Genomic DNA, 23,167 nt, shown 5'->3' with positions numbered 1-23,167 from the left:
TGCAAAAGGATATTAACGCCACTCACATAAAAGATTTGCTATGATTACAGAAAACAATCTTTCTGAAAACGAAGAAAACAAAAATTCTAACGAAGTATCTCAAGAAGAAACCTCAGAAATATCCCTGCCTCATGATGAAAATACTCATGAAGATGCGGAGCATTTAGAGGAAGACCATGCTGATGACATCTCTCTGGCTGATGCTTTGAAAGAAATGGAAACCATTATCAATTCGGCCAATGCAGGTGAAAACTTCAAAAGATTCAATCAGTTAAAAGAAAAAGCAAGTCATTACATTCACGATGAAGTGGAAGACAAGAAGCATGAATATGTAGAAGGCGGAAATCCTCCCGAAAATTTCAGCTACGAGCATCCTTTACAGTCCAAATTCTCTGCATTAATCAATATTTTCAGAGAAAAGCACGACAGTTATCAGAAATCCCAGGACGAAGAGCAGAAGAAAAACCTTGAACATCGTCAGAATATCATAGAAAGACTTAAAAACCTTTACACCAATTCTGAGCCGGGAACCAATCTTTTCAAATCCATCCGTGAGATTAAGGAAGAATGGTCAAAAGCCGGACAGGTCGCAAAATCTGAGTTCAAAATCCTTAACAATAACTATTTCCACCATCTGAACCAGTTTTATCAGATGCTGGATCTGAATAAAGAATTTCTTGAGCAGGAATTCAGCCATAATTTAGAAAAAAGACAGCATATCATTGCCCGCGCCAAAGAGCTGGAAAATGAACCTGTTATCCAGAAAGCCCTGAATGAACTTCAGTATCTTCACAAACTCTGGAAAGAAGAAGCAGAACCTGTAGCTGAAGAATTCCGTGAAAAAACATGGGAAGAGTTCAAAGAGATTTCCAACAAAATCCATGAAAGAAAATCTGAACTATCTGCGGCTATTGAAGGAGAGCAGAACAGCAACCTGGAAAAGAAGAACCAGATCATCGCAGAAATTAAAAAACTGTCTGAACCTTCTGAAACTCCTAACCACAGCTACTGGCAGAACTCTATCAAAAGAGTGGAAGATCTCCGCACAGAATTCTTAAAAACAGGAAGTGTGCCGAGAAAACTCTCCAACCAGAACTGGAATGATTTTAAAACCATCCTCAGAGGCTTTAATACCACAAAAAACAATTATTACAAATCTCTGAAAGGTTCCCAGCAGGCCAATCTGGAAGAAAAACTAAAATTAATCCAGACCGCTCAGGATAACATGAACAATGAAGAATGGGATATTGCCGTTCCTTTATTCAAAAAGCTTCAGGAAGACTGGAAAAAGATAGGCCATGTTCCCAAAAGCATGACCAATAAGATCTGGGACGAGTTCCGTGATGCATGTAATACATTCTTCAACAATTACAGGGAGAAGAACAATGCTTCCAACGATAACTGGAAAGAGAACTACAAACAGAAAAAAGAAATCCTTGAAGATCTGAAAACCGTTTCCAATGATGAAGGCAGCATCGAAAGAATTGAAGCCATAAAAACAGCCTGGAATAACATCGGAAAGGTACCGAGAGACAAAATATCGATCAATACCGAATTCAACAGAACCTTAAGAGAAAAGCTGAAACTGAACAAGATCAACGAACTTGAACTGAAAGAGGAAGGATTAACGGAGAACCAGCTTACAGACAAAGCAAGAAAAATCAAGAGCCAGATTTCTGACCTTGAAGCTGAAATTGTAAAACTGGAAAACAACCTGGCATTCTTCAACAAACCGTCAAGAGAAAACCCTCTTCTTAGAGACACTTTCAACACAATCGACGAGAAGAAGGCCCATCTGGAAACTTTAAAACAAAATCTTCACAATATTATTACCGGAGATTAATCTATTAAACAATATAAAAAGGCGGAGCAAAGAAATTTGTCTTCGCTTTTTTCTTTTCACTTTATGAATAACGACGAATTATACATAAAAAGATGCATTGAACTGGCCCAAAAAGCTTTAGGCAAAACCTACCCCAATCCACTTGTGGGCAGTGTAATTGTTCACAACGGAAAAATTATCGGGGAAGGTTACCACCACAAAGCCGGAGAAAATCACGCGGAGATCAATGCAATCAATTCTGTAGAAAATAAAGACCTTATCCCGGAATCTACCATCTATGTTTCCCTGGAACCATGCGCCCATTACGGGAAAACTCCGCCGTGCGCTTTAAAGATCAAGGAACTTGGCTTTAAAAAAGTAGTGATTGGCGCTATGGACTCCCACGACAAAGTAAATGGTAAAGGAAAAAAGATCATTCAGGAGGCCGGTATTGAAGCTGTTTCAGGAATACTGGAAAAAGAATGTATTGAACTGAACAAAAGATTTTTCACCTATCACGAAAAGAAAAGACCTTACATTATCCTTAAATGGGCACAATCCGGAGACGGTTTTTTAGATAAAGATTATAAGCCTGCTGCTATTTCAAATACTTTGGCCAACCAGTTTGTACATCAGTTAAGAGCCGATGAACATGCTATTTTAGTAGGTACACAAACTGCTTTAAATGATAATCCAAGCCTGACCGTAAGAAATACAGAAGGAATAAATCCCGTAAGAATTCTCATTGATTTTGATCTGAAAGTCACTGAAAATTTTAACATTTATAATGATGAAGCACCAACCCTCATTATAAACGGCAAAAAAGAAGGAATAGAAAAGAACATTAAATTCATTAAAGCAGAAAAAGAAAATTTCCTGCATAATCTGATGGATATCCTTTATAAAGAACAGATACAGTCCGTTATCATAGAAGGAGGCAGCTATACTCTACTCCAGTTTATTAATGCAGGACTTTGGGACGAAGCAATTGTAATCAGAAACGAAACCCTGATTTTAAGAAACGGAACTAAAGCACCAAGTCTAAATTCAAAACCGCATAATGTTAAAACATTCAGGGATAATACTGTTTCATTTTACCTGTTAAATCATTAGGTTAAAATATTGAATACTATCAATTTTCACATCGCAACAACATACTTAACATAATAAAATTATCCGGAAATCATTTTAGTTTAAATTAAATAATTAACTTCATGGTGAATTAAAACTTTGAATCCAAATTATAATTAAAATGAAAAATCTAAAGAAAATTTCAAGAGCCGGTTTAAAAAGCATTACCGGCGGAGTGTTTGTGACCTGCACTCTTCCCAATGGAGAACCTACCCGATGCAGAGATAAGTGTCCTCAGGATTTTTGCGGACCTACAAGCTATATGTGCCTGATCCCAATGGATCTGTGCGGAGGAGGAATATAAAAACTATCATAAAGCTTAAAGATACAGGAAGCCGTCAGGAATTTGGCGGCTTCTTCATTTGTTTATGATGCAACTTAAAAAGCATTTTATACTTTTGCATTTAATAGTGCGTTATTTCGTAACAACAATCTATTAATTATGAAAAATTTCTTTCTGTCATCAATAGTAACCATTATATTTTTGTTCTCCTGCGGTTCAAAAAGAAATATATCATCTGAAAACTATGAAGCTACTGTCTCCAGTGAGATCAATTACCTCCCCTATTATCTGGAGATCTATAAGGCAGACAGTTTATTAACCATGAAAAAAGATCTGGAAGCCTTTCAGAAACTGGATAGCCTGTTCAAAATTTATGCTCCCTTAAATCAGCTGGGTTATTCTGAAATGTTGAACTATATAATTCTTTCTCAGAAGCTCGGTAAAAATATTGATTCAAAAAAGTATATTGAAAGTCTGATCAGAGATTGGGGTATAACAGTAAAAGAGCTTAAAAAAGAAAAGACATTAACTAATCTTTTAAAAGACAGTTTCTCAGATGCAGAACTTCTCTCTCTCGAAAAGCAGCACAAAGATAATATCGACTGGGAATACCGGAAAATACTAAAAGAAATGGTTATAGCAGATCAAAATAGCAGAGGAGATCAAAATGAACCGCAGGTAGATGAAGACAATATGAAAAAAATGATACACCTTATCAAAACGAAGGGGTATCCCGATATTCCAACCGCAGGAAAAATAGCCGATGAAGGAATCATGCTTCCCGTGATGTACCATCATTTTGCCAGAGCAGATGAATATAAAGAATTCAAAGCATTATTGCTTGAAAATATTAAAAAAGGAAAAGCTGGTCCTGCGGAAATGAGACAGCTAATGATGGGAAAATATAATCTGGTTTATGAGCAGAAGTATTTCAGCCAGACTACAAGGGATATTAAACATGCAAGAGGAATTACAACAAATTATCCAAAAGACACATTCAGCATAAGAAGAAACAAAATAGGACTTCCCTCCCTGGAATATGAAGAATGGAAAGACAACCTAATGAAACAGGGCAACAATTAATGCAACTGAAAAATGTTTGAGTACAAAACTATAGAAAAACCCGTAGAAAACACTTTACTGAAAGAAAAAGGCAGCAAGTTCATTGGATTTGCCTTTCCCGTAAACAATGAGAGAGAGCTGAAGGAAGCGCTGGAAAAAATAAGGGAAGAACATCCTAAAGCAACGCATCATTGCTATGCCTTCAGAATAGGCCTGGAAGGTGAAAACTACCGCGCCAATGATGACGGAGAACCATCCGGAAGTGCAGGACTTCCCATATATAATCAGCTTTTAGCCCATGAAATTACTAATGTTCTGGTGATATCAGTACGTTATTATGGAGGAACAAAGCTCGGAGTTTCAGGCTTGGTGAAAGCTTATAAAGAATGTGCAAAGATCACGTTGGAAGAAGCCAATATCATTATAAAAGAACTTGAAACAGAACTTGAAATCCGGTTTAATTTCAATCAGCAAAATACTATTTTCACCCTGCTTTCCAAATTTGACGCAAAAGTTTTGAATTTTGATGCTAACGAAAACTGTATTCTCACAGCCTCTTTAAAACTGGCCCAAAAAGAAAACATCTCAGACAAATTGTCCGAGATGCAGTATGTTTCATTTGAATTTAAAGATTAATCCCTTCTTCCGCCGAGCAGTAAAGAGCCCCAGTAAAGAAGTTGTGCCAGTGATCCGATAGCCGCAACAACATAAGTTCTTGCCGCCCATTTCAGGCTGTCCTGTACCCCTACAAACTCCTCCTGCGTTACTGTTCCTGTATCTTTAAGCCATTTCATAGCCCTGTTACTGGCATCATATTCTACAGGAAGTGTTACAAAAGCAAAAAGTGTAGTCATGGCAAACATGGCCACCCCAATCGCCAGAACTGTAGTATTCCCGTTCGGATCTTCAATGGATCTTGTTGCTGCCATAATCCCAATACCTGCGATAAGGACAAACTGCATTAAATTAGAGCTTAAGTTAACAACCGGAACCAGTTTTGAGCGCAGATTCAGCATTGAGTATCCTACAGCATGCTGTACCGCATGTCCGCATTCGTGTGCCGCAACTGCAGCCGCAGCCGCATTTCTCTGCATATAGACACCTTCGGAAAGATTGACTGTTTTATCTGCCGGATTATAGTGATCCGTCAGTTGCCCGGGAACAGAAATTACCTGTACATCAGTAATACCGTTATCTCTCAACATTTTTTCCGCCACTTCTTTCCCTGAAAGACCGTTTCTGAGATGTACATTGGAATAGTATTCAAATTTCGATTTCAATCTGGACGAAACCCACCAGCTCACCAGCATTGAAATACCGATAATGATATAATAACCTATCATTTTATTTAGATTTTTTGTGTTTCAATTTTAATCATAATGATGTAAAAACTGTGCCAAAGTATTACATTTTATTATCTATATTTGTTCTTTAATTACGCCTCAAAACACTATGTCTAAAGTTTCAATTCTTGAAGTAAAAACAGCAGCGCAGCTTAAGCAGTTTGTAAGGTTTCCAATGGATCTTTATAAAAACAACCCCTATTATGTTCCTTCCTTTATTAAAGATGAATTTAAAATTTGGGACAAAAAAGAAAATCCGGCTTTACAATACTCAAAAGCCAGGCAATATATTGCCCTGAAAGACAATAAGGTAGTTGGAAGAATCGCTGTGATTATCAATCATAAAGAAGAACAGGAACTGGGCATCAGAAAAGTACGTTTCGGATGGATAGATTTTATTGATGATAAAGAAGTTTCCGAAGCTTTGGTTCAAAAGGCAATTGATTACGCCAGAGAAAATAGCATAGACAAAATCGAAGGGCCAATGGGCTTTACCAATCTGGATAAAGCAGGAATGCTGACTATGGGCTTCGATAAGCTAGCAACGATGATCGGCATCTATAACCATGCATACTACCCTAAGCACCTGGAAGAACTGGGACTCACCAAAGAAAAAGAATGGGTGGAATATGAGATGAACTTTCCAAAAGTGCTACCTGAAAAAGTAGAAAAATTCAGTGGTCTGATAGCGCAGAAATATAAGCTTAAAGTTCTTAACTTCAAATCAAAACAGGAAATACTTCCATTCGTAGAACCGATGTTTAAACTCCTGGATGAAACCTATAAGCATCTTTCAACCTACACTCCTATTTCGGATGAGCAGATAAAAACTTACAAAGAAAAATACTTCCCTTTTATAGACAAAAACTATGTAATCTGTGTAGTAGACGAAAATAACGAGTTGGTTTCATTTGCCATCACTATGCCTTCCTATTCAAAAGCTTTACAGAAGTCAAAAGGAAAACTGTTTCCTTTCGGATGGTGGCACTTTTTGCAGGCAGGAAAGAAAAATGACCGCGCGAATTTTTATCTGATCGGAATTCATCCCGAATATCAGAGACGTGGCGTTACGGCTATTATATTTAAAGAAATTTTTGTCCGGTTTACCAGTATGGGAATTGATTTTGCCGAAACGAATCCTGAACTGGAAGAAAACAAAAGTGTACAGGTTCTTTGGCAGGATTATAATCCCGTAAACCATAAGAGAAGAAGAACCTATTCATTGAATATAAATGATAAGTAATTAGTGACTTATTACATATTCCATAAGAATAACTCATACTTTTAAACTCAAATTTTAAACCTCGTATCACGAATCCCGCAACCCGAATCTTATAAATCCTGCCCATGAAGCCACACCTCATAATTTTTGCCATCCTGATTGCAGCATTTATTACCTACAATCTCTTTTTCCGTATTGAAGATGACAGGATGAATACGGTTGTTAATATAATATTGGCCAGTATTCTTTTTGGATATATATCATTCATGGCCTATTCCCTTCTGAAAAAGATGAAAAAATAGCTGCTGCAAAAAACGGGGAATGTTTGCTCAAAAAATAATCCGCAAAAGCTAATTTTTATTCATTCTAAATTACCGGTTTTCCTTATTTTCAGTCCACATTTAAGCCGATTAATTTCATGCTTTCTTGTTTATTCGTTAAATTTGCAAATTGAGATAATAATGCAAAAATGAATTTACCTGAAAGTTATATTCCAATCCTGATTCAAGCAGGTGTAGCGGTGGGATTTGTAGCCGTTTCTTTGCTTGGAGCCCATTTTCTGGGACCGAAACAGAAGAAAGGGAATTCTGTAAAAAATCAAAGCTGGGAATGTGGGGTTCCTGTAGAAGGAAATGCAAGAACGCCATTCTCTATCAAATACTTCCTGACTGCGGTATTATTCGTACTATTCGATATTGAAATCGTATTTTTTTACCCGTATGCGGTTAATTTCAGAGAATTCGGAATGGAAGGCTTCATTGCCGTACTTACCTTCGTCGCAATCTTCTTCATGGCGTTTTTCTATGTCTGGAAACGCGGTGCTTTAGATTGGGATAAATAAATTTTAACATTAAAAGATTTAATGTATTTAAATAATTTAAAAATGGGCAGTTTTTTCAATTTTTGAATCTTCTAAGTACTTCAATCTTTAAACATTTATAAACAAAATGTCAGATAAAAAACCAGTAATAAGAACAGATGCACCTGCTCCGGAAGGATTTGAAGGAGAAGGGTTTTTCGCAACGAAACTGAGCAGTGTAATCGGGATGGCAAGAAAATTCTCTCTTTGGCCGTTACCTTTTGCAACCTCTTGTTGTGGTATCGAGTTTATGGCTACCCTGAACCCTACATATGATGCTTCAAGATTTGGTATGGAAAGAAACTCTTTCTCTCCAAGACAGGCAGATATGCTGATGGTTTGTGGAACTATATCTAAGAAATTAGGACCAGTCCTGAAAGAAGTTTACACTCAGATGGCCGAGCCAAAATGGGTGGTTGCTGTTGGAGCCTGTGCTTCCAGCGGTGGTATTTTTGACACATACTCTGTATTACAGGGAATTGATAAAATTATCCCGGTTGACGTTTACGTTCCAGGGTGCCCTCCAAGACCGGAGCAGATTATTGAAGGCGTAATGCAGGTTCAGGCATTGGCAGAAAGCGAAAGCATCAGAAGAAGAGATATGCCGGAATATCAGAAATTATTAGATTCTTACAACATAAGCAACTAAGGGAAAAATGACAAACGAATTTGTATTAGAAGCTGTTACCAGAGAATTTCCGGAATCCGTTATTTCAAGTTCAGAACCTTATGGAATGCTGACGGTTGAAGTGAAGAAAGAAGATATCAAAAAGATCATTCACTATCTGAGAGATTCATCATTGGGATTCAATTTCCTTACCGATATCTGCGGAATTCATTATCCTGAATTTCCCGACAAGGAAATTGGTGTAGTATATCATCTGCACAATATGATGGAGAATTTCAGATTACGACTGAAGATCTTTATGTCCAGAGAAAATATTGAAGTGGATTCTCTTGTAGAATTATTTGCAGGAGCTAACTGGATGGAAAGAGAAACTTATGATTTTTACGGAATCAAATTTAAAGGACATCCTGATCTGAGACCTATTTTAAATATGGAAGATCTGGGATACCACCCAATGCTGAAGGAATATCGTTTGGAAGACGGTACAAGAACAGATAAGGACGATAATATGTTCGGAAGATAAAAAACAATGCAATAAGCAGTAAGCAGTAAGCAGTAAGCTTAAAGCCTAAAGCCTATAGCCTAAAGCATTTAAATTATGAAAGATAACTCATTATCTAATATACTTAACCAGTACGAAAGTAAGGAACAGATTGACGGGCAGCTTTACACCCTCAACCTGGGACCTACCCACCCTGCCACTCACGGGATCTTCCAGAATATCTTAACGATGGACGGAGAAAGAATTCTTCATGCAGAGCAGACCGTAGGATACATCCACAGAGCATTTGAGAAAATTTCTGAAAGAAGAAATTATTCCCAGATCACTACCCTTACAGACCGTATGAACTACTGTTCCGCACCAATCAATAACTTGGGTTGGCACATGACCGTAGAAAAACTGATCGGTGTTGAAGTTCCCAAGCGTGTAGATTATATGCGCGTTATTCTAATGGAATTAGCCAGAATCGGTGACCACCTGATCTGTAACGGAGTAACCGGAATGGATTCAGGAGCAATTACAGGACTTACCTATATGTTCATCGAAAGAGAACGTATTTATGATATGTATGAGCAGATCTGCGGTGCGAGAATGACGACCAACATGGGAAGAATCGGAGGTTTTGAAAGAGATTTCACTCCAAGATTCCATGAACTGTTAAAAGACTTCTTAAAAACATTCCCGCCAAGATTTAAAGAATTCTGTACCCTATTGGAAAGAAACAGAATTTTCATGGACAGAACCATCGGAGCAGGAGCCATTTCTGCAGAAAGAGCATTAAGCTATGGGTTTACCGGTCCAAATTTACGTGCAGCAGGAGTAGATTACGATGTAAGAGTTGCACAGCCTTATTCTTCATACCAGGATTTCGACTTTATTATCCCTGTGGGAACATCAGGAGATACTTACGACCGTTTCATGGTTCGTCAGCAGGAAATCTGGGAATCTATCAAAATCATCAAACAAGCATACGAAAACCTTCCTGAAGGGCCATTCCATGCGGATGTTCCCGATTTCTACCTACCTGAAAAAGCAGATGTTTATCAGAAAATGGAAGCGCTGATCTACCATTTCAAAATTGTAATGGGAGAAACAGACGTGCCGAAAGGAGAAGTTTACCATGCAGTAGAAGGCGGAAACGGAGAATTAGGATTCTATCTTGTAAGTGACGGAGGAAGAAGCCCTTACAGACTTCACTTCAGAAGACCATGCTTCATCTATTACCAGGCATACCCTGAAATGATCACCGGATCTGTAATTTCAGATGCCATTGTAACGATGTGCAGTATGAATATCATTGCGGGAGAATTAGACGCATAATTGAAATTATAAATTTTAGATTATGAATTTTAAATTAATCTAAAATAAGTATTCAAGATAAATAATAAAAAATGATAAGATTTTTAGAGTATGGTTTTTCATCTAAAATCTAGAATCTAAAATCTAAAATCTTTAAATATGAGCGAAACAATAGCTTTTAAACCGGAAAGTTTAGCACAGGTACACAAAATCATCGCAAGATATCCTGAGGGAAGACAAAAATCTGCCCTTCTTCCTGTACTTCACTTAGCGCAGAAAGAATTCGGAGGATGGTTAGACGTTCCTGTGATGGATTATGTTGCTGAATTATTAAGTATCAAGCCAATTGAAGTATATGAAGTAGCTACTTTTTATACCATGTTCAATATGAAGCCGGTTGGTAAATATGTTTTGGAAGTATGCAGAACAGGCCCTTGTATGGTTTGCGGAAGCGAAAAAATCCTTAACCATATCAGAACCAAACTGAACATTAAAGACGGAGAAACTACCGAAGATGGTATGTTCACCCTGAAACCGGCTGAATGTCTTGGAGCCTGCGGATACGCACCCATGATGCAGCTAGGGAAATTCTTTCATGAAAATTTAACGATAGAAAAAGTAGACGAAATCCTTGATCTTTGCAGACAGGGACAAGTTGCTTTAGATTAATTAAAATATACGATGAGTAAAAAACTTTTACTTAAAGACGCACATATAGAAGGCATCCGCTACTTTGAAACCTACCGTAAACAGGGAGGTTACACCGCAGCAGAAAAAGCCTTGAAAATGACACCTGATGAAATCCTTGAAGAAGTAAAAGCTTCAGGACTTCGCGGACGTGGTGGAGCAGGATTTCCGACAGGGATGAAATGGAGCTTTCTGGCAAAACCGGAAGGCGTTCCAAGACACCTTGTTGTAAATGCCGATGAATCTGAACCGGGAACTTTCAAAGACAGATATCTGATGGAGTTCCTTCCTCATTTACTGATCGAAGGAATGCTGATTTCATCTTACTGTTTAGGTTCCAATGTTTCCTATATCTATATCCGTGGAGAATACTCATGGATTCCCGATATTCTGGAAGAAGCTATTGAAGAGGCCAAAGCAGCAGGATTTTTAGGTAAAAATATCTTAGGAACCGGTTTCGATTGCGAAATTTATGTTCAGAGAGGTGGAGGAGCTTATATTTGCGGTGAAGAAACTGCATTGCTTGAATCTCTTGAAGGTAAAAGAGGAAATCCAAGATTAAAACCACCATTCCCGGCTGTAAAAGGGCTTTGGGAAAGACCAACCGTTGTTAACAATGTTGAATCTATCGCAGCCATTGTTCCTATCATTGACATTACCGGAGCTGAATACGCTAAAATAGGAGTTGGAAGATCTACAGGTACAAAATTAATTTCCGCTTGTGGAAACATCAACAAACCAGGAGTTTACGAAATTGATATGACTATTACAGTTGAAGAATTCATTTATTCTGATGAATATTGTGGTGGTATTAAAGATGGGAAAAGATTAAAAGCTTGTATTCCTGGAGGTAGCTCTGTTCCGATTGTTCCAGCTAACCTATTGTTGAGAACCGTAAATGGAGAACCAAGATACATGAACTACGAATCACTGGCAGACGGTGGTTTTGCTACCGGAACCATGATGGGTTCAGGAGGTTTCATTGTTTTGGATGAAGACCAGTGCATCGTGGATCATACCATGACTTTGGCAAGATTCTACAACCACGAAAGCTGCGGACAATGTACACCTTGCCGTGAAGGTACAGGATGGATGTACAAGATTTTAAAGAAAATTGAAAAAGGAGAAGGAAAAATGGAAGACATTGACCTTCTTTGGGATATACAGAGAAAGATCGAAGGAAATACGATCTGTCCGTTGGGAGATGCAGCAGCCTGGCCGGTTGCAGCTGCGATCCGTCATTTCAGAGATGAATTCGAGTGGCATATTAAAAACCCTGAATTATCTCAGACACAAAACTATGGATTGGCAAATTATGCAGATCCCATTCCGGCTGTTGAAAAAAATGCATAGCTAAAAAGATGAAGAAGTTATTGGTTGTCGGCTTAATGATGTCGGGGTTTGCTTTCGGGCAGATAAAACAGGATACATTAGACAAAGAATACAAACTGGAGGTAGCTCCAAAAAAAGAGAAGAAGCAAAAACCCAATCCTTTGAGCAAAAAAGGTCAGGTATTTGTTTTTTACGGATGGAACAGAGGAGCTTTCAGCAATTCTGATATCCACTTTACAGGAAACGGTTATGATTTTCAGCTGAATAATGTACAGGCAAGAGATAAACCTACAAAATTCGGAATCGTTTATATCGATCCAAGCTGGTTTACCGTAACGCAGTACAATTTCAGACTGGGATATTTTATAAAAGATAATTTAGCCCTTGTTTTAGGGATAGACCATATGAAATATGTGATGAAACAGGACCAGACGGTTGATTTTTCAGGCACAATTTCAGATCCCAAATATGCAGGAATGGTACAGAACGGGCAGGTTAATTTAGCTGATACCCAGTTCCTGACTTTCGAGCATACAGACGGACTTAATTATGAAAACTTAGGTCTTGAGAAATACAAAAATCTTATTCATAAGAAAAATATAGATTTAGTATGGTCTTATGGAGCAGGAATCGGGATAATGTTTCCAAAAAGTAATATTAAACTCTTTGGAAATGAAAGAAGCGACCGTTTTCACGTTGCAGGTATGGGAACCGATCTTAGAACCAGCCTTAACATGGTTTTCTGGAAAAACTGGATGATAAGAGCAGAAGCGAAAGCCGGATATATCAATATGTGGGACATTAAAACCACATTAAACAATAAGCCGGATAAAGCCCGTCAGGATTTCATTTTCGGACAGGTCCTAGTAGGAATCGGATATACATTTAATACAAAGAAATATAATTAGAAAGTGAATCAACATATCCAAAATATTGCTATTTCCAATTTCAAGTCTATAAAAGATTTGAAAATTGATGGTTGTAAAAAAATAAATATTTTTGCAGGAAAGCCAAATGCAGGAAAGAGTAACATATTGGAGGCTTTAGGGGGATATCAATTTTTAAAAAATCAAAGTCATAGAAGAGCAATAGATATAAAAACTTTAAATGAATATATTAGATTTGAAGCACTACAAGATATATTCTATGAGAGTAATATAAGTGAAGAAATTTCAATAGGAATTAATCAAATTGATTTAAATTTTGATTATAATGACTTTTCAGAAACTGATCTCTATGAAATAAGTATAAATTCTCAAATTGAAAAAAAAGGAGAAGAACTTATTACTCATATTAAAGAATCCGAACATATAAAGTACTACAAGTTTAAATTATCGGATGATAATAAAAATAATTATTTAAAATATTTAAATTACCCATTTGGAGAAAATATAGGTAATATAATTTCTCAATATACTGAAATAAGAAGTTTTGTAAATAAGTTTTTGGCATTTAACAAGCTTAAATTATTAATAGAGAAAAACACTAACGAACTCAAAATCTTCAAAGAATATGAAGATGGAACTGTTTTCACATTACCATATAATATGATTGCTGACACTCTGCAGAGGTTAATATTTTATAAAACTGCAATTATGAGTAATCAAGATTCTGTTTTATTATTTGAAGAACCGGAAGCACATTGTTTTGAACCTTATATTTTAGAATTTACAAATGAGGTTAAATTTAATGAGAACAACAATCAGTTTTTCATGGTTACTCACAGTGATTTTATTATACAGGAATTTTTGAGAGACGAAGAAAGTAAAAATAATTTACAGATTTACTTAGTGAATAATGTTGATGGCAAAACGGAAGTAAAAAAATTACAGCGAGAAAACAATGATGATGTTTATGAGTACGGCATGAATGTATTTTTCAATTTTGATAGCCTTTGGAACAATAATTAATTATGGAAAGGGTTGTTGCAGTTGAGTGTTTTGCAGATAAATATTTTTTTGGAAGGCTATTACAAAATGAAAAATGTATCCGAAAAGAAAAAAATAAAAATGAGGTTATTAAAGCTTTTGAGAGAGTAAGAGGAGAATTTCTTATCGGCATTGTAGATCAAGACAGGAAAGATTTATTACTTAATCCTAATTTGAAAAACTTCGAGAAAATCAAAGAAGGAAACAGTTTCAAAATTTATAAGGAGAAAACAAAATATCAGTTTATTTTTGCACTTTGTCCTAAGGCCTTTGAAGATTGGATTTGCCAGTTTTTAAAAAGTCAAAACAAAGATTTAATTGAATTTAATTATAGTGATTTTGAATCATTCAAAAAAGAAACTAAAAGTGAACAAATAGATAAGGAAAGTAAGTACAGAAATTTGGTTAAATACATTATTCAAACATATCCAAATTTTGATAATCATATTAAAGAATTCAAAATTCATATTGATTATCTTCTTATAGAAACTTATAATTTTAATTTAGAGAGATTTAAAAATTTATAGAGCTTAATTATTAAGCGAAAAGCATAGAATATGAGCGAAGAGGTTAAAAAATTCAAAATAACTATAGACGGACAGACTACTGAAGTTTTGCCTGGAACTTCTATTTTGGAAGCGGCAAGACAGATCGGCGGAAAATCTGTACCTCCTGCAATGTGCTACTACAGCAAATTGGAAACCAGCGGAGGGAGATGTAGAACTTGCTTGGTGGAAGTTTCCAAAGGATCTGAAGCAGATCCCCGTCCTATGCCGAAACTGGTTGCAAGCTGCAGAACCAATGTAATGGATGGTATGGAAGTAAAAAATCTTACTTCTGAAAAAGCTCAGGAAGGTAGAAAAGCCGTTACCGAATTCTTATTGGTGAATCACCCTCTTGACTGTCCGGTTTGTGACCAGGCTGGTGAATGCCACCTTCAGGATCTTGGTTATGAGCACGGAAACCTTCAGACAAGAACAGAATTCGAAAGAAATACTTACGAAGCAGACGATCTTGGACCTCACATTAAGCTAAACATGAACCGTTGTATTCTTTGTGCAAGATGTGTATTGGCTGCCAACCAGTTAACAGGTGAAAGAGAACATGGAATTCTTTTCAGAGGAGATCATGCAGAAATTTCAACCTATTTAAATAAAGCTTTGGATAATGACTTCATCGGAAATGTAATCGACGTTTGTCCGGTAGGAGCATTAACAGACAGAACATCACGTTTTGCAAGCAGAGTTTGGTTTACCAAGCCAATGAATGCAACTTGCAAATGTGACAAATGTTCAGGAAAAGCCGTAGTTTGGATGAAAGGTGACGAAATCGTAAGAGTAACTGCAAGAAAAGATCAGTGGGGTGAAGTTGAAAAATTCATCTGCGATACCTGCCGTTTCGAAAGAAAAGAACTTGCTGACTGGAATATTGAAGGTCCTAGACATATCGACAGGCACTCAGTAATTTCATTGAACCACTACGAAAAACCTAAGGATGAACTGAGAGTTTTAGACAATCCGATGGCTAAAGAAATCAGTGAAAAAGACGAAAAATTATAATAAATTATAAATTTTAAATTATAGATTTTAAATGAATTCATAATCTATAATTTAAAATCTAAAATCTAAAATTCAGAATGGATTTACTAACATTTAAACTTATACTTGTACTGGCACTTTTCCTGCTTTCGTTAACGATTGCGGCCTACTCTACCTGGGCAGAAAGAAAAGTTGCATCCATCATGCAGGACAGAATTGGTCCCAACAGAGCAGGACCTTTCGGATTACTGCAGCCCCTTGCTGACGGTGGAAAATTTTTCTTTAAAGAAGACTTCACACCGGCCAATGCTGAAAAATTCCTTTTCGTATTGGGTCCGGCTTTGGTAATGTTTATTTCATTAATTACGGGAGCAGTTATTCCCTGGGGTAAAAGTTTAAATATTGCAGGTACTTCTTTTGATTTACAGGTTGCCAACATCGATGTTGGAGTACTTTTCATCATCGGAATGGCTTCAATTGGGGTTTACGGAATCATGATCGGAGGTTGGGCTTCGAATAACAAATACTCATTATTAGGTGCTATCAGAGCTTCTTCCCAGATGATTTCTTATGAATTGGCAATGGGATTAGCGCTACTTTCTATCATTATGATGACAGGAAGCTTAGATCTTAAAGAAATCACAGAAAGCCAGACAGGTGGAAAATTATGGGGAGTTATTCCCTGGATTTCCGGTATGAACTGGAATATTTTCTATCAGCCGATTGCTTTCCTTGTATTCTTTACTGCCGCTTTAGCAGAAACCAACAGACACCCTTTCGATTTACCTGAATGTGAATCCGAATTGGTAACAGGATATTCTACAGAATATTCATCCATGAAGTTAGGTTTATATATGTTCGGTGAATATGTGAACATGTTTATTTCCAATGCGTTCATGGTTGTTCTTTTCTTCGGTGGTTACAACTACCCTGGAATTGAATGGGTAACTCAGAATTGGGGTGAAAATGCAGCTGGAATTTTAAGTATCGTAGCATTTTTAACGAAAACGGTAATCGGAATTCTGATCTTTATGTGGATCAGATGGACACTTCCGAGATTCAGATATGACCAATTGATGCACTTAGGATGGAAAACTTTAATTCCTATGGCATTAGTAAACCTGCTGGTTACAGGAGCTGTAATTTTAGCATTTGCAAACTAAGGCAATTTGAAAATTTGAGAAAAAGCTAATTTGAAAATTTAATAACAATAAAATTATCATTAGCTTCATAAATATTAAAAATTAAGATACAGACAGGATTAGTCTAAAATCTAACGTCTAACATCTAACATCTATAATTAAATGAAACTTACGAACAGATCAAAAGTTGTTTCCAATAAAGAAATGACCCTTGCTGAAAAAATCTACCTTCCTGCTATTTTTACAGGGATGGGGATTACATTCAAGCATGCTGTAAGAACCGTGATAAAAGGTGCTCCCGCAGTATATTCGTATCCGGAAGTACAGAAGCCGAGAACTACCATCTGGAGAGGTCAGCACGTTCTGAAAAGAGACGAAGAAGGCAGAGAAAGATGTACGGCTTGCGGACTTTGTGCGGTAGCCTGTCCTGCAGAAGCCATTACCATGACGGCTGCTGAAAGAACCAAAGAGGAAAAAGGCCTTTACAGAGAAGAAAAATACGCATCAGTATATGAAATTAATATGCTGAGATGTATCTTCTGCGGAATGTGTGAAGAAGCCTGTCCGAAATCTGCCATTTACCTTACAGACAGACTGGTAGACGTAGAAACCAACAGAGGTTCTTTCATCTACGGAAAAGATAAGTTGGTTGAAAAAATAAATGAAAGGATTGATATTACGACAAGACAATCCGAGAAACAAAAAAATGCGGTAAAATAATGGATCAGATTTTATTTTTCTTGGTGGCGTTTTTAGCAGTGGCAAGTGCGGTTTACTTCGTATTTGCAAGAAATCCTCTCTATGCTATTTTGTCATTAATTGTTACGATGTTTTCCATTGCGGGCATGTACATTCTTCTGAATGCACAGTTCCTTGCAATCATTCAGATTATAGTGTACGCCGGAGCCATCATGGTATTATTCCTTTATATCCTGATGATGCTTAACCTTAATAAAGAAGACGAAAGTAAGAAGGGCAATACTTTAAAATTTGTCGGAGTTTTTACAGCCGGTCTTTTATTAATTGGAGTTTTAGGTGTATTCAGAGGCGTTCAGGACAATCACATTGTTGTTGAAAATGTAGACAGAGGGGTTGGTCTTACGAAAAATCTGGGCAGACTTTTGTTTAATGAATATGTTTTACCGTTTGAGCTTGCCTCCATCCTGATTTTGGCTGGTATCGTAGGTGCGGTATTAATCGGTAAAAAAGATTTATAAAATTATGGGAGAAGTAAATACATTTATACAAAGTGTTCCTCTTAACTACTTCATCATTCTTTCTTCAGTATTGTTCTGTCTGGGAGTGTTGGGAGTATTGCTGAGAAAAAACGCTATTGTTATTTTGGGCTGTGTAGAGCTTATGCTGAATTCTGTAAACCTTTTATTAGCTGCTTTTTCAGCGTACAAAGGAAACGGAGACGGACAGCTTTTAGTTTTCTTCATTATGGTGGTAGCCGCCGCTGAAGTAGCGGTAGGTCTGGCAATTATTGCGATGCTGTATAGAAATACCCGTTCTGTAGATGTAAGTATATTTAATAAATTAAGAGGATAAGGAATGGAAAATTTAGTGTATGCAATAGTACTTTTACCACTTTTAGGGTTTCTTATTAACGGTTTATTCGGGAAAAATCTTCCAAAAATATTCGTAGGCTCTCTCGCTACGGCAATGGTTTTCGGGTCATTCTGTATTGCGGTAAGCCTTTTCATGAAATTTGATTCTGAAAGTCAGCCAATTATTGTAAAAGCATTTGAATGGTTTACGGTAAACGGAGTTCAGATCAATGTAGGATTCCAGATTGATCAGCTTTCATTAATGATGGTAATGATCATTACAGGGATTGGATCTTTGATTCACCTGTACTCTATCGGATATATGAGCCACGACAAAGGTTTCTATAAGTTCTTTACTTATCTGAATCTTTTCATCTTCTCCATGCTGCTTCTGGTAATGGGAAGCAACTACCTGATCCTGTTCATCGGATGGGAAGGTGTAGGTCTTTGCTCTTACCTGTTGATCGGATTCTGGTATACCAACGAAGAATATGGTAAAGCCGCAAGAAAAGCTTTCATTATGAACAGAATCGGTGACCTTGCGTTACTGATCGGTATTTTCATGATCGCTTCTCAAACCAATGCTGTAGACTACCTTACAGTAGCACAGAACTCTTCAAAATTTGAATTGGACGGAACGGTAATTATCTTTATTACAGCGAGTTTATTCATCGGGGCAACCGGTAAATCAGCTCAGGTTCCTTTATATACATGGTTACCGGATGCGATGGCCGGGCCAACTCCTGTTTCAGCGTTGATCCACGCGGCAACGATGGTAACAGCAGGTATCTATTTAGTAGTAAGGTCAAACTTCTTATTTACTTTAGCACCAACAGTTCAGGGAGGAATTTTATTCATCGGATTTTTAACGGCTGCTTTGGCCGGATTCTATGCGCTTCGCCAGAACGACATCAAAAAAGTATTGGCTTACTCTACCGTTTCACAACTTGGATTCATGTTCATTGCTTTAGGATTGGGAGCTTATACAACAGCGATGTTCCACGTAATGACGCATGCATTCTTCAAGGCATTATTGTTCCTGGGAGCAGGTTCTGTAATCCACGCTATGAGCAACGAGCAGGATATGCGTTTCATGGGAGGTCTTAAAAAATACATTCCAATCACACACGCTACTTTCCTTATCGGAACATTGGCCATCTCAGGTTTCCCTTTATTGTCAGGGATGATCTCAAAAGACGAAATTTTAGTAGCAGCATTCGCTAAAAACCCAATTTACTGGGTAATCTTATTTGTTTTAGCGGCAATGACTGCAACCTATATGTTCAGACTGTATTATCTGACTTTCCACGGAGAATTCAGAGGTACTGAAGACCAGAAGCACCATTTACACGAAAGCCCGTCTAATATGACACTTCCGTTGATCGTACTGGCCATCCTTTCAGTGCTTGGAGGTCTTATCAACCTTCCTCACTTCATCGGACACGGTCATTATGCCAAATTAATGGAATGGCTTAAGCCTGTTCTTACTGAGCAAAGCTTCAGCCAAATGGAAGCTACTCTTTCAGGAGTTCCGTTTGGTACTGAAATGATATTATTAGGAGCTACTGTATTGATGTTCTTCACTGTTTGGTTCATCGTAAAAAATACTTACGTGAAGAAGAAAAAAATGGCGCTTGCGGAAGAAAGCTATACCGGATGGGAAAAGCTTTCTGCTAAAAAACTATATGTAGACGAACTTTACAATGCATTGATTGTAAAAACTGTTGAAGGATTAGGACGCGGAGGAAAGATGTTCGATAAGGGGATCTTAGACCGTTTTGTGGACTTCGTAGGCGAAGGTGCTGAAGACAGCGGAAAAGCCATGAAGCGTATCCAGAACGGAAATGTGGAGACTTATATTCTTATCATGTCTTTAGCAGTGGGAATTATACTGATTGTTAACTTTATATTACAATAATGTCTGGTTTATTATTAACATTATTACTATTACCTCTAGTAGGTTCGGGATTAGTTTTTGCATGGAAAGATAAATCCAGCAAATATTTGGCGCTGGGAATTGCATTGGTCCAGATGCTTATTACCTTCTATATTGCTTCGGATTTCAATTTTAATCCGACGGTAGACAGTGTATTACAGCACGAGATCAATTATCCTTGGTCACAATTCATTAAAAGCTCACTTCATTTCGGAATTGACGGAATGAGCCTTCTGCTTTTATTGCTGACCAACATTCTTACGCCGATCATTATTTTATCTTCTTTCAACGAAAATGTAAGCTACAGAAATACATTCTACGGTCTGATCCTGCTGATGCAGTTCGGTCTTATAGGCGTTTTCACATCGCTTGACGGATTGCTATTCTACATTTTCTGGGAAGTAACTCTTATCCCGATCTGGTTCATTGCCGGACTTTGGGGCCAGGAAAACAAAAGATTTGAATTCACTACAAAATTCTTCGTATATACATTCGTTGGATCGTTATTTATGTTAGCCGGATTGATCTATGTGTACAACCACTCTGCATCATTCGCTTTAACAGATCTTTACAATGCCGATCTTAACGAAGTGCAGCAGACTGTGGTATTCTGGTTTATTTTCTTTGCATTTGCAGTGAAATTACCGGTATTCCCTTTCCATACATGGCAGCCGGACACCTATACCTACTCTCCTACTCAGGGATCCATGCTTTTATCAGGGATCATGCTGAAAATGGCAGTGTATGGTGTTATGCGTTATTTATTACCGATCACCCCGCTTCCTATTGCAGGAATTTCAGGACAGATCGTTATTATCCTTGCTATTGTAGGAATTGTTCACGGTGCATTAATCGCAATTATCCAGACAGATATGAAGAGAATTATTGCCTATTCATCTTTCTCTCACGTAGGATTGATGGTTGCCGGGATCTTCTCTTCCGCAGTAATCTCTTTAAGAGGCCCATTCAATATTGAAGGTGCTGAAGGTGTAATGGTACAGACTTTTGCCCACGGTATCAACGTAGTTGGATTATTCTACTGCTGTGATATTTTATACAAGAGATTTAAATCAAGAGATATCAGACAGATGGGAGGTTTAGCAAAAGTAGCTCCTAAATTTGCCGTATTATTCCTGATCATTATCTTAGGTTCAATGGGAGTTCCATTGACGAATGGATTCATCGGGGAATTCATCCTGTTGAAATCTGTATATGATTTTAACGGACTGGCAGCAATAATTGCAGGTCTTACGGTAATCCTTTGTGCTGTCTATTTATTGAGATTTTACGGAAAAGCAATGTTCGGAGAAGGAGACGAAGCTGTTTTAAGTACAGCAAAAGACCTTTCCAGTGTAGAATTCTCTGTATTGGCAAGTTTAGCGGTTTTTGTGATTGTATTTGGTATCTTCCCACAACCGATAATCGATATGGTGAATAGTTCGTTGAAGTTTATCTACCAATCAATGGTAAGCTAATTTGATATTTTAAAAAATGAGTGTTTTAATTATTGTTTTCCTAACGGCAGTTATTGCGTTATTTTCAGGAGTTTTTGAACGCGGAAAATTCGCAAGATACATTGGGATTTTAGGATTAATCGTAGCATTATACGTAAGCTTCTTACCGGAATGTTCTTTCTTCGAAAAGTACAGACATATGTATGAGTATACGTTAAATACTGCGTTATTCACCAAAATATCAATTGTAACGACATTATTGTTATTCTTTCTGGGAGGTTTTGCATTCAGCAACCACAGAAGCCACCAGTCGGAATTATATGCACTGATGCTTTTTGCATTATGCGGAGGAATTATTCTTTTCGGATTCCAGAATCTGGTAACCCTTTTCTTAGGGGTAGAAATCCTTTCCATCCCATTATATGTAATGGCCGGTGCCAACAAAACTGATTTAAGATCAAACGAAGCTTCAATCAAATATTTCTTAATGGGTGCTTTTGCGACAGGTTTTTTACTTTTCGGTATTGCATTTATTTACGGAAGTGCCGGAAGCTTTGATCTCTATAAAATCCACGATTTCGGATTGGCCAATACTACAGATGTAATGTTCATCCTGGGGGTTCTACTGATCCTTTGCGCATTGGCATTTAAAGTAGCTTTAGCCCCTTTCCATATGTGGAGCCCTGATGTATATGCAGGTTCACCTTCATTAATCACAGCATTTATGGCGAGTGTAGTAAAGATCTCAGGATTCTTTGCTTTATTCAGGCTGATGACCATAGGTTTTACAGGAGTTACCCATGAATGGATTAATGTTTTGGGAGTATTCCTGATCATTACTTTACTTTTGGCAAACGTTATGGGTCTTGCCCAAACCAATGCGAAAAGAATGCTTGCCTATTCTTCAGTATCTCATGCAGGATACATCGGACTGGTTTTCTTCGGAATGACAAACCTGTCTACTTATAATCTTGCCTTTTATTTATTCGCTTATTCATTGTCTACAGTAGGAGTTTTCATGTGCCTGATCTGGGTAGAAAAGCTGAAGAGAGAAACTTCTTTCGGAGCTTTCAAAGGATTGGCTAAAACTGAACCTCTGTTGGCTACTGTTGCTACAATCTCCATGCTTTCAATGGCAGGAGTTCCGTTAACTGCTGGTTTCATGGGTAAATTTGCTTTATTTTCCCAGGCAATGAACGGTGCAGCTTTCCTTGTATTAATAGCTGTTTTAGGTTCTGCCCTTTCCATCGCCTATTACTTAAGACTGATTATTGCGATGTTCTTCTTTAAAGAAACTACATTCAAATCTTCAGAAAAAGTAACACTTACTTACAATATCATAGCGGTATTTGTTATTGCATCAATTATTATTTTGGGTGTCTACCCGGATCTGTTTGCAAAACAGTTCGGATTATAGAATCCTGATATAAAATATATAAAAGCACAACT

Annotated in this window: 25 protein-coding genes; 24 read left to right on the top strand and 1 reads right to left on the bottom strand. The window is 37.3% G+C overall.

Annotation, left to right across the window (positions count from 1 at the left end):
- Positions 1-40 precede the first annotated feature (40 nt).
- From HNP36_RS16545 to HNP36_RS16525, 5 genes are all read left to right on the top strand, one after another.
- Positions 41-1,843 carry a DUF349 domain-containing protein gene (locus tag HNP36_RS16545; RefSeq protein ID WP_184167012.1) on the top strand — a complete coding sequence of 601 codons (1,803 nt, stop codon included), beginning with the start codon at positions 41-43 and terminating at the stop codon, positions 1,841-1,843.
- Positions 1,844-1,906: 63 nt separating this feature from the next.
- A complete protein-coding gene (gene ribD / locus HNP36_RS16540) occupies positions 1,907-2,935 on the top strand; it encodes a bifunctional diaminohydroxyphosphoribosylaminopyrimidine deaminase/5-amino-6-(5-phosphoribosylamino)uracil reductase RibD (RefSeq protein WP_184167009.1) in 1,029 nt (342 codons plus the stop codon).
- A 139-nt stretch (positions 2,936-3,074) separates the two neighbouring features.
- Positions 3,075-3,257, top strand: a complete 183-nt coding sequence (locus tag HNP36_RS16535) for a bacteriocin-like protein (RefSeq protein WP_184167006.1) — start codon at positions 3,075-3,077, stop codon at positions 3,255-3,257.
- 138 nt (positions 3,258-3,395) lie between these two features.
- Positions 3,396-4,319, top strand: coding sequence for a hypothetical protein (locus HNP36_RS16530; protein WP_184167003.1), 924 nt, complete (start codon positions 3,396-3,398; stop codon positions 4,317-4,319).
- Positions 4,320-4,331: 12 nt separating this feature from the next.
- Positions 4,332-4,934, top strand: coding sequence for an IMPACT family protein (locus HNP36_RS16525; protein ID WP_184167000.1), 603 nt, complete (start codon positions 4,332-4,334; stop codon positions 4,932-4,934).
- Here the strand turns inward: HNP36_RS16525 and HNP36_RS16520 are convergent.
- Positions 4,931-5,641 carry a zinc metallopeptidase gene (locus HNP36_RS16520; protein ID WP_184166997.1) on the bottom strand — a complete coding sequence of 237 codons (711 nt, stop codon included), beginning with the start codon at positions 5,639-5,641 and terminating at the stop codon, positions 4,931-4,933. The two genes, HNP36_RS16525 and HNP36_RS16520, sit on opposite strands and share 4 nt — an antisense overlap.
- Before the next feature lie 109 nt (positions 5,642-5,750).
- Between HNP36_RS16520 and HNP36_RS16515 the strand changes: the two genes are divergently transcribed.
- The 19 genes from HNP36_RS16515 to HNP36_RS16425 all read left to right on the top strand — a co-directional run bounded on the left by HNP36_RS16515 (position 5,751) and on the right by HNP36_RS16425 (position 23,135).
- Positions 5,751-6,884: a GTP cyclohydrolase gene (locus HNP36_RS16515; protein WP_184166994.1), complete on the top strand. Its 1,134-nt coding sequence runs from the start codon at positions 5,751-5,753 to the stop codon at positions 6,882-6,884.
- A 104-nt stretch (positions 6,885-6,988) separates the two neighbouring features.
- On the top strand, positions 6,989-7,165 hold the full coding sequence (locus tag HNP36_RS16510) for a hypothetical protein (protein WP_184166991.1): 177 nt from the start codon (positions 6,989-6,991) through the stop codon (positions 7,163-7,165).
- A gap of 167 nt (positions 7,166-7,332) precedes the next feature.
- Positions 7,333-7,704, top strand: a complete 372-nt coding sequence (locus HNP36_RS16505; RefSeq protein WP_184166988.1) for an NADH-quinone oxidoreductase subunit A — start codon at positions 7,333-7,335, stop codon at positions 7,702-7,704.
- A gap of 106 nt (positions 7,705-7,810) precedes the next feature.
- The gene (locus HNP36_RS16500; RefSeq protein ID WP_034712360.1) at positions 7,811-8,371 is read left to right on the top strand and encodes an NADH-quinone oxidoreductase subunit B; all 561 of its coding nucleotides are present in this window, start codon (positions 7,811-7,813) and stop codon (positions 8,369-8,371) included.
- Between the two features lie 7 nt (positions 8,372-8,378).
- A complete protein-coding gene (locus tag HNP36_RS16495) occupies positions 8,379-8,873 on the top strand; it encodes an NADH-quinone oxidoreductase subunit C (protein ID WP_184166985.1) in 495 nt (164 codons plus the stop codon).
- A gap of 75 nt (positions 8,874-8,948) precedes the next feature.
- The gene (nuoD, locus tag HNP36_RS16490; protein ID WP_184166981.1) at positions 8,949-10,172 is read left to right on the top strand and encodes an NADH dehydrogenase (quinone) subunit D; all 1,224 of its coding nucleotides are present in this window, start codon (positions 8,949-8,951) and stop codon (positions 10,170-10,172) included.
- Between the two features lie 138 nt (positions 10,173-10,310).
- Positions 10,311-10,820, top strand: coding sequence for a complex I 24 kDa subunit family protein (gene nuoE / locus HNP36_RS16485; RefSeq protein WP_122635523.1), 510 nt, complete (start codon positions 10,311-10,313; stop codon positions 10,818-10,820).
- 12 nt (positions 10,821-10,832) lie between these two features.
- Positions 10,833-12,191, top strand: coding sequence for an NADH-quinone oxidoreductase subunit NuoF (nuoF, locus tag HNP36_RS16480; protein ID WP_184166978.1), 1,359 nt, complete (start codon positions 10,833-10,835; stop codon positions 12,189-12,191).
- A gap of 8 nt (positions 12,192-12,199) precedes the next feature.
- Positions 12,200-13,078, top strand: a complete 879-nt coding sequence (locus tag HNP36_RS16475; RefSeq protein ID WP_184166975.1) for a hypothetical protein — start codon at positions 12,200-12,202, stop codon at positions 13,076-13,078.
- Between the two features lie 3 nt (positions 13,079-13,081).
- Positions 13,082-14,080, top strand: a complete 999-nt coding sequence (locus HNP36_RS16470) for an ATP-dependent nuclease (RefSeq protein WP_184166973.1) — start codon at positions 13,082-13,084, stop codon at positions 14,078-14,080.
- Between the two features lie 2 nt (positions 14,081-14,082).
- On the top strand, positions 14,083-14,625 hold the full coding sequence (locus tag HNP36_RS16465; RefSeq protein ID WP_184166970.1) for a hypothetical protein: 543 nt from the start codon (positions 14,083-14,085) through the stop codon (positions 14,623-14,625).
- A 30-nt stretch (positions 14,626-14,655) separates the two neighbouring features.
- Positions 14,656-15,657, top strand: a complete 1,002-nt coding sequence (locus HNP36_RS16460; protein ID WP_184166967.1) for a 2Fe-2S iron-sulfur cluster-binding protein — start codon at positions 14,656-14,658, stop codon at positions 15,655-15,657.
- 77 nt (positions 15,658-15,734) lie between these two features.
- Positions 15,735-16,799, top strand: coding sequence for an NADH-quinone oxidoreductase subunit NuoH (gene nuoH / locus HNP36_RS16455; protein ID WP_184166964.1), 1,065 nt, complete (start codon positions 15,735-15,737; stop codon positions 16,797-16,799).
- Between the two features lie 141 nt (positions 16,800-16,940).
- On the top strand, positions 16,941-17,498 hold the full coding sequence (locus HNP36_RS16450) for a NuoI/complex I 23 kDa subunit family protein (RefSeq protein WP_040996950.1): 558 nt from the start codon (positions 16,941-16,943) through the stop codon (positions 17,496-17,498).
- On the top strand, positions 17,498-17,995 hold the full coding sequence (locus tag HNP36_RS16445) for an NADH-quinone oxidoreductase subunit J (RefSeq protein WP_184166961.1): 498 nt from the start codon (positions 17,498-17,500) through the stop codon (positions 17,993-17,995). The genes HNP36_RS16450 and HNP36_RS16445 overlap by 1 nt, the downstream gene beginning before the upstream one ends.
- A gap of 4 nt (positions 17,996-17,999) precedes the next feature.
- Complete coding sequence (nuoK, locus tag HNP36_RS16440; RefSeq protein ID WP_034703571.1) at positions 18,000-18,329, top strand: NADH-quinone oxidoreductase subunit NuoK; 330 nt, start codon at positions 18,000-18,002, stop codon at positions 18,327-18,329.
- A 3-nt stretch (positions 18,330-18,332) separates the two neighbouring features.
- Entirely contained in the window at positions 18,333-20,246 is a 1,914-nt protein-coding gene (gene nuoL / locus HNP36_RS16435; RefSeq protein WP_184166958.1) for an NADH-quinone oxidoreductase subunit L, read from the top strand.
- Complete coding sequence (locus HNP36_RS16430; RefSeq protein WP_184166956.1) at positions 20,246-21,739, top strand: NuoM family protein; 1,494 nt, start codon at positions 20,246-20,248, stop codon at positions 21,737-21,739. The genes nuoL and HNP36_RS16430 overlap by 1 nt, the downstream gene beginning before the upstream one ends.
- 16 nt (positions 21,740-21,755) lie before the next feature.
- A complete protein-coding gene (locus HNP36_RS16425) occupies positions 21,756-23,135 on the top strand; it encodes an NADH-quinone oxidoreductase subunit N (protein ID WP_184166953.1) in 1,380 nt (459 codons plus the stop codon).
- Positions 23,136-23,167 lie beyond the last annotated feature (32 nt).

Origin of the sequence: Chryseobacterium shigense, from assembly GCF_014207845.1 — a bacterium.
In the GTDB taxonomy this organism is placed as follows: domain Bacteria; phylum Bacteroidota; class Bacteroidia; order Flavobacteriales; family Weeksellaceae; genus Chryseobacterium; species Chryseobacterium shigense_A.
This window is presented reverse-complemented; position numbering and strand designations above follow the sequence as displayed.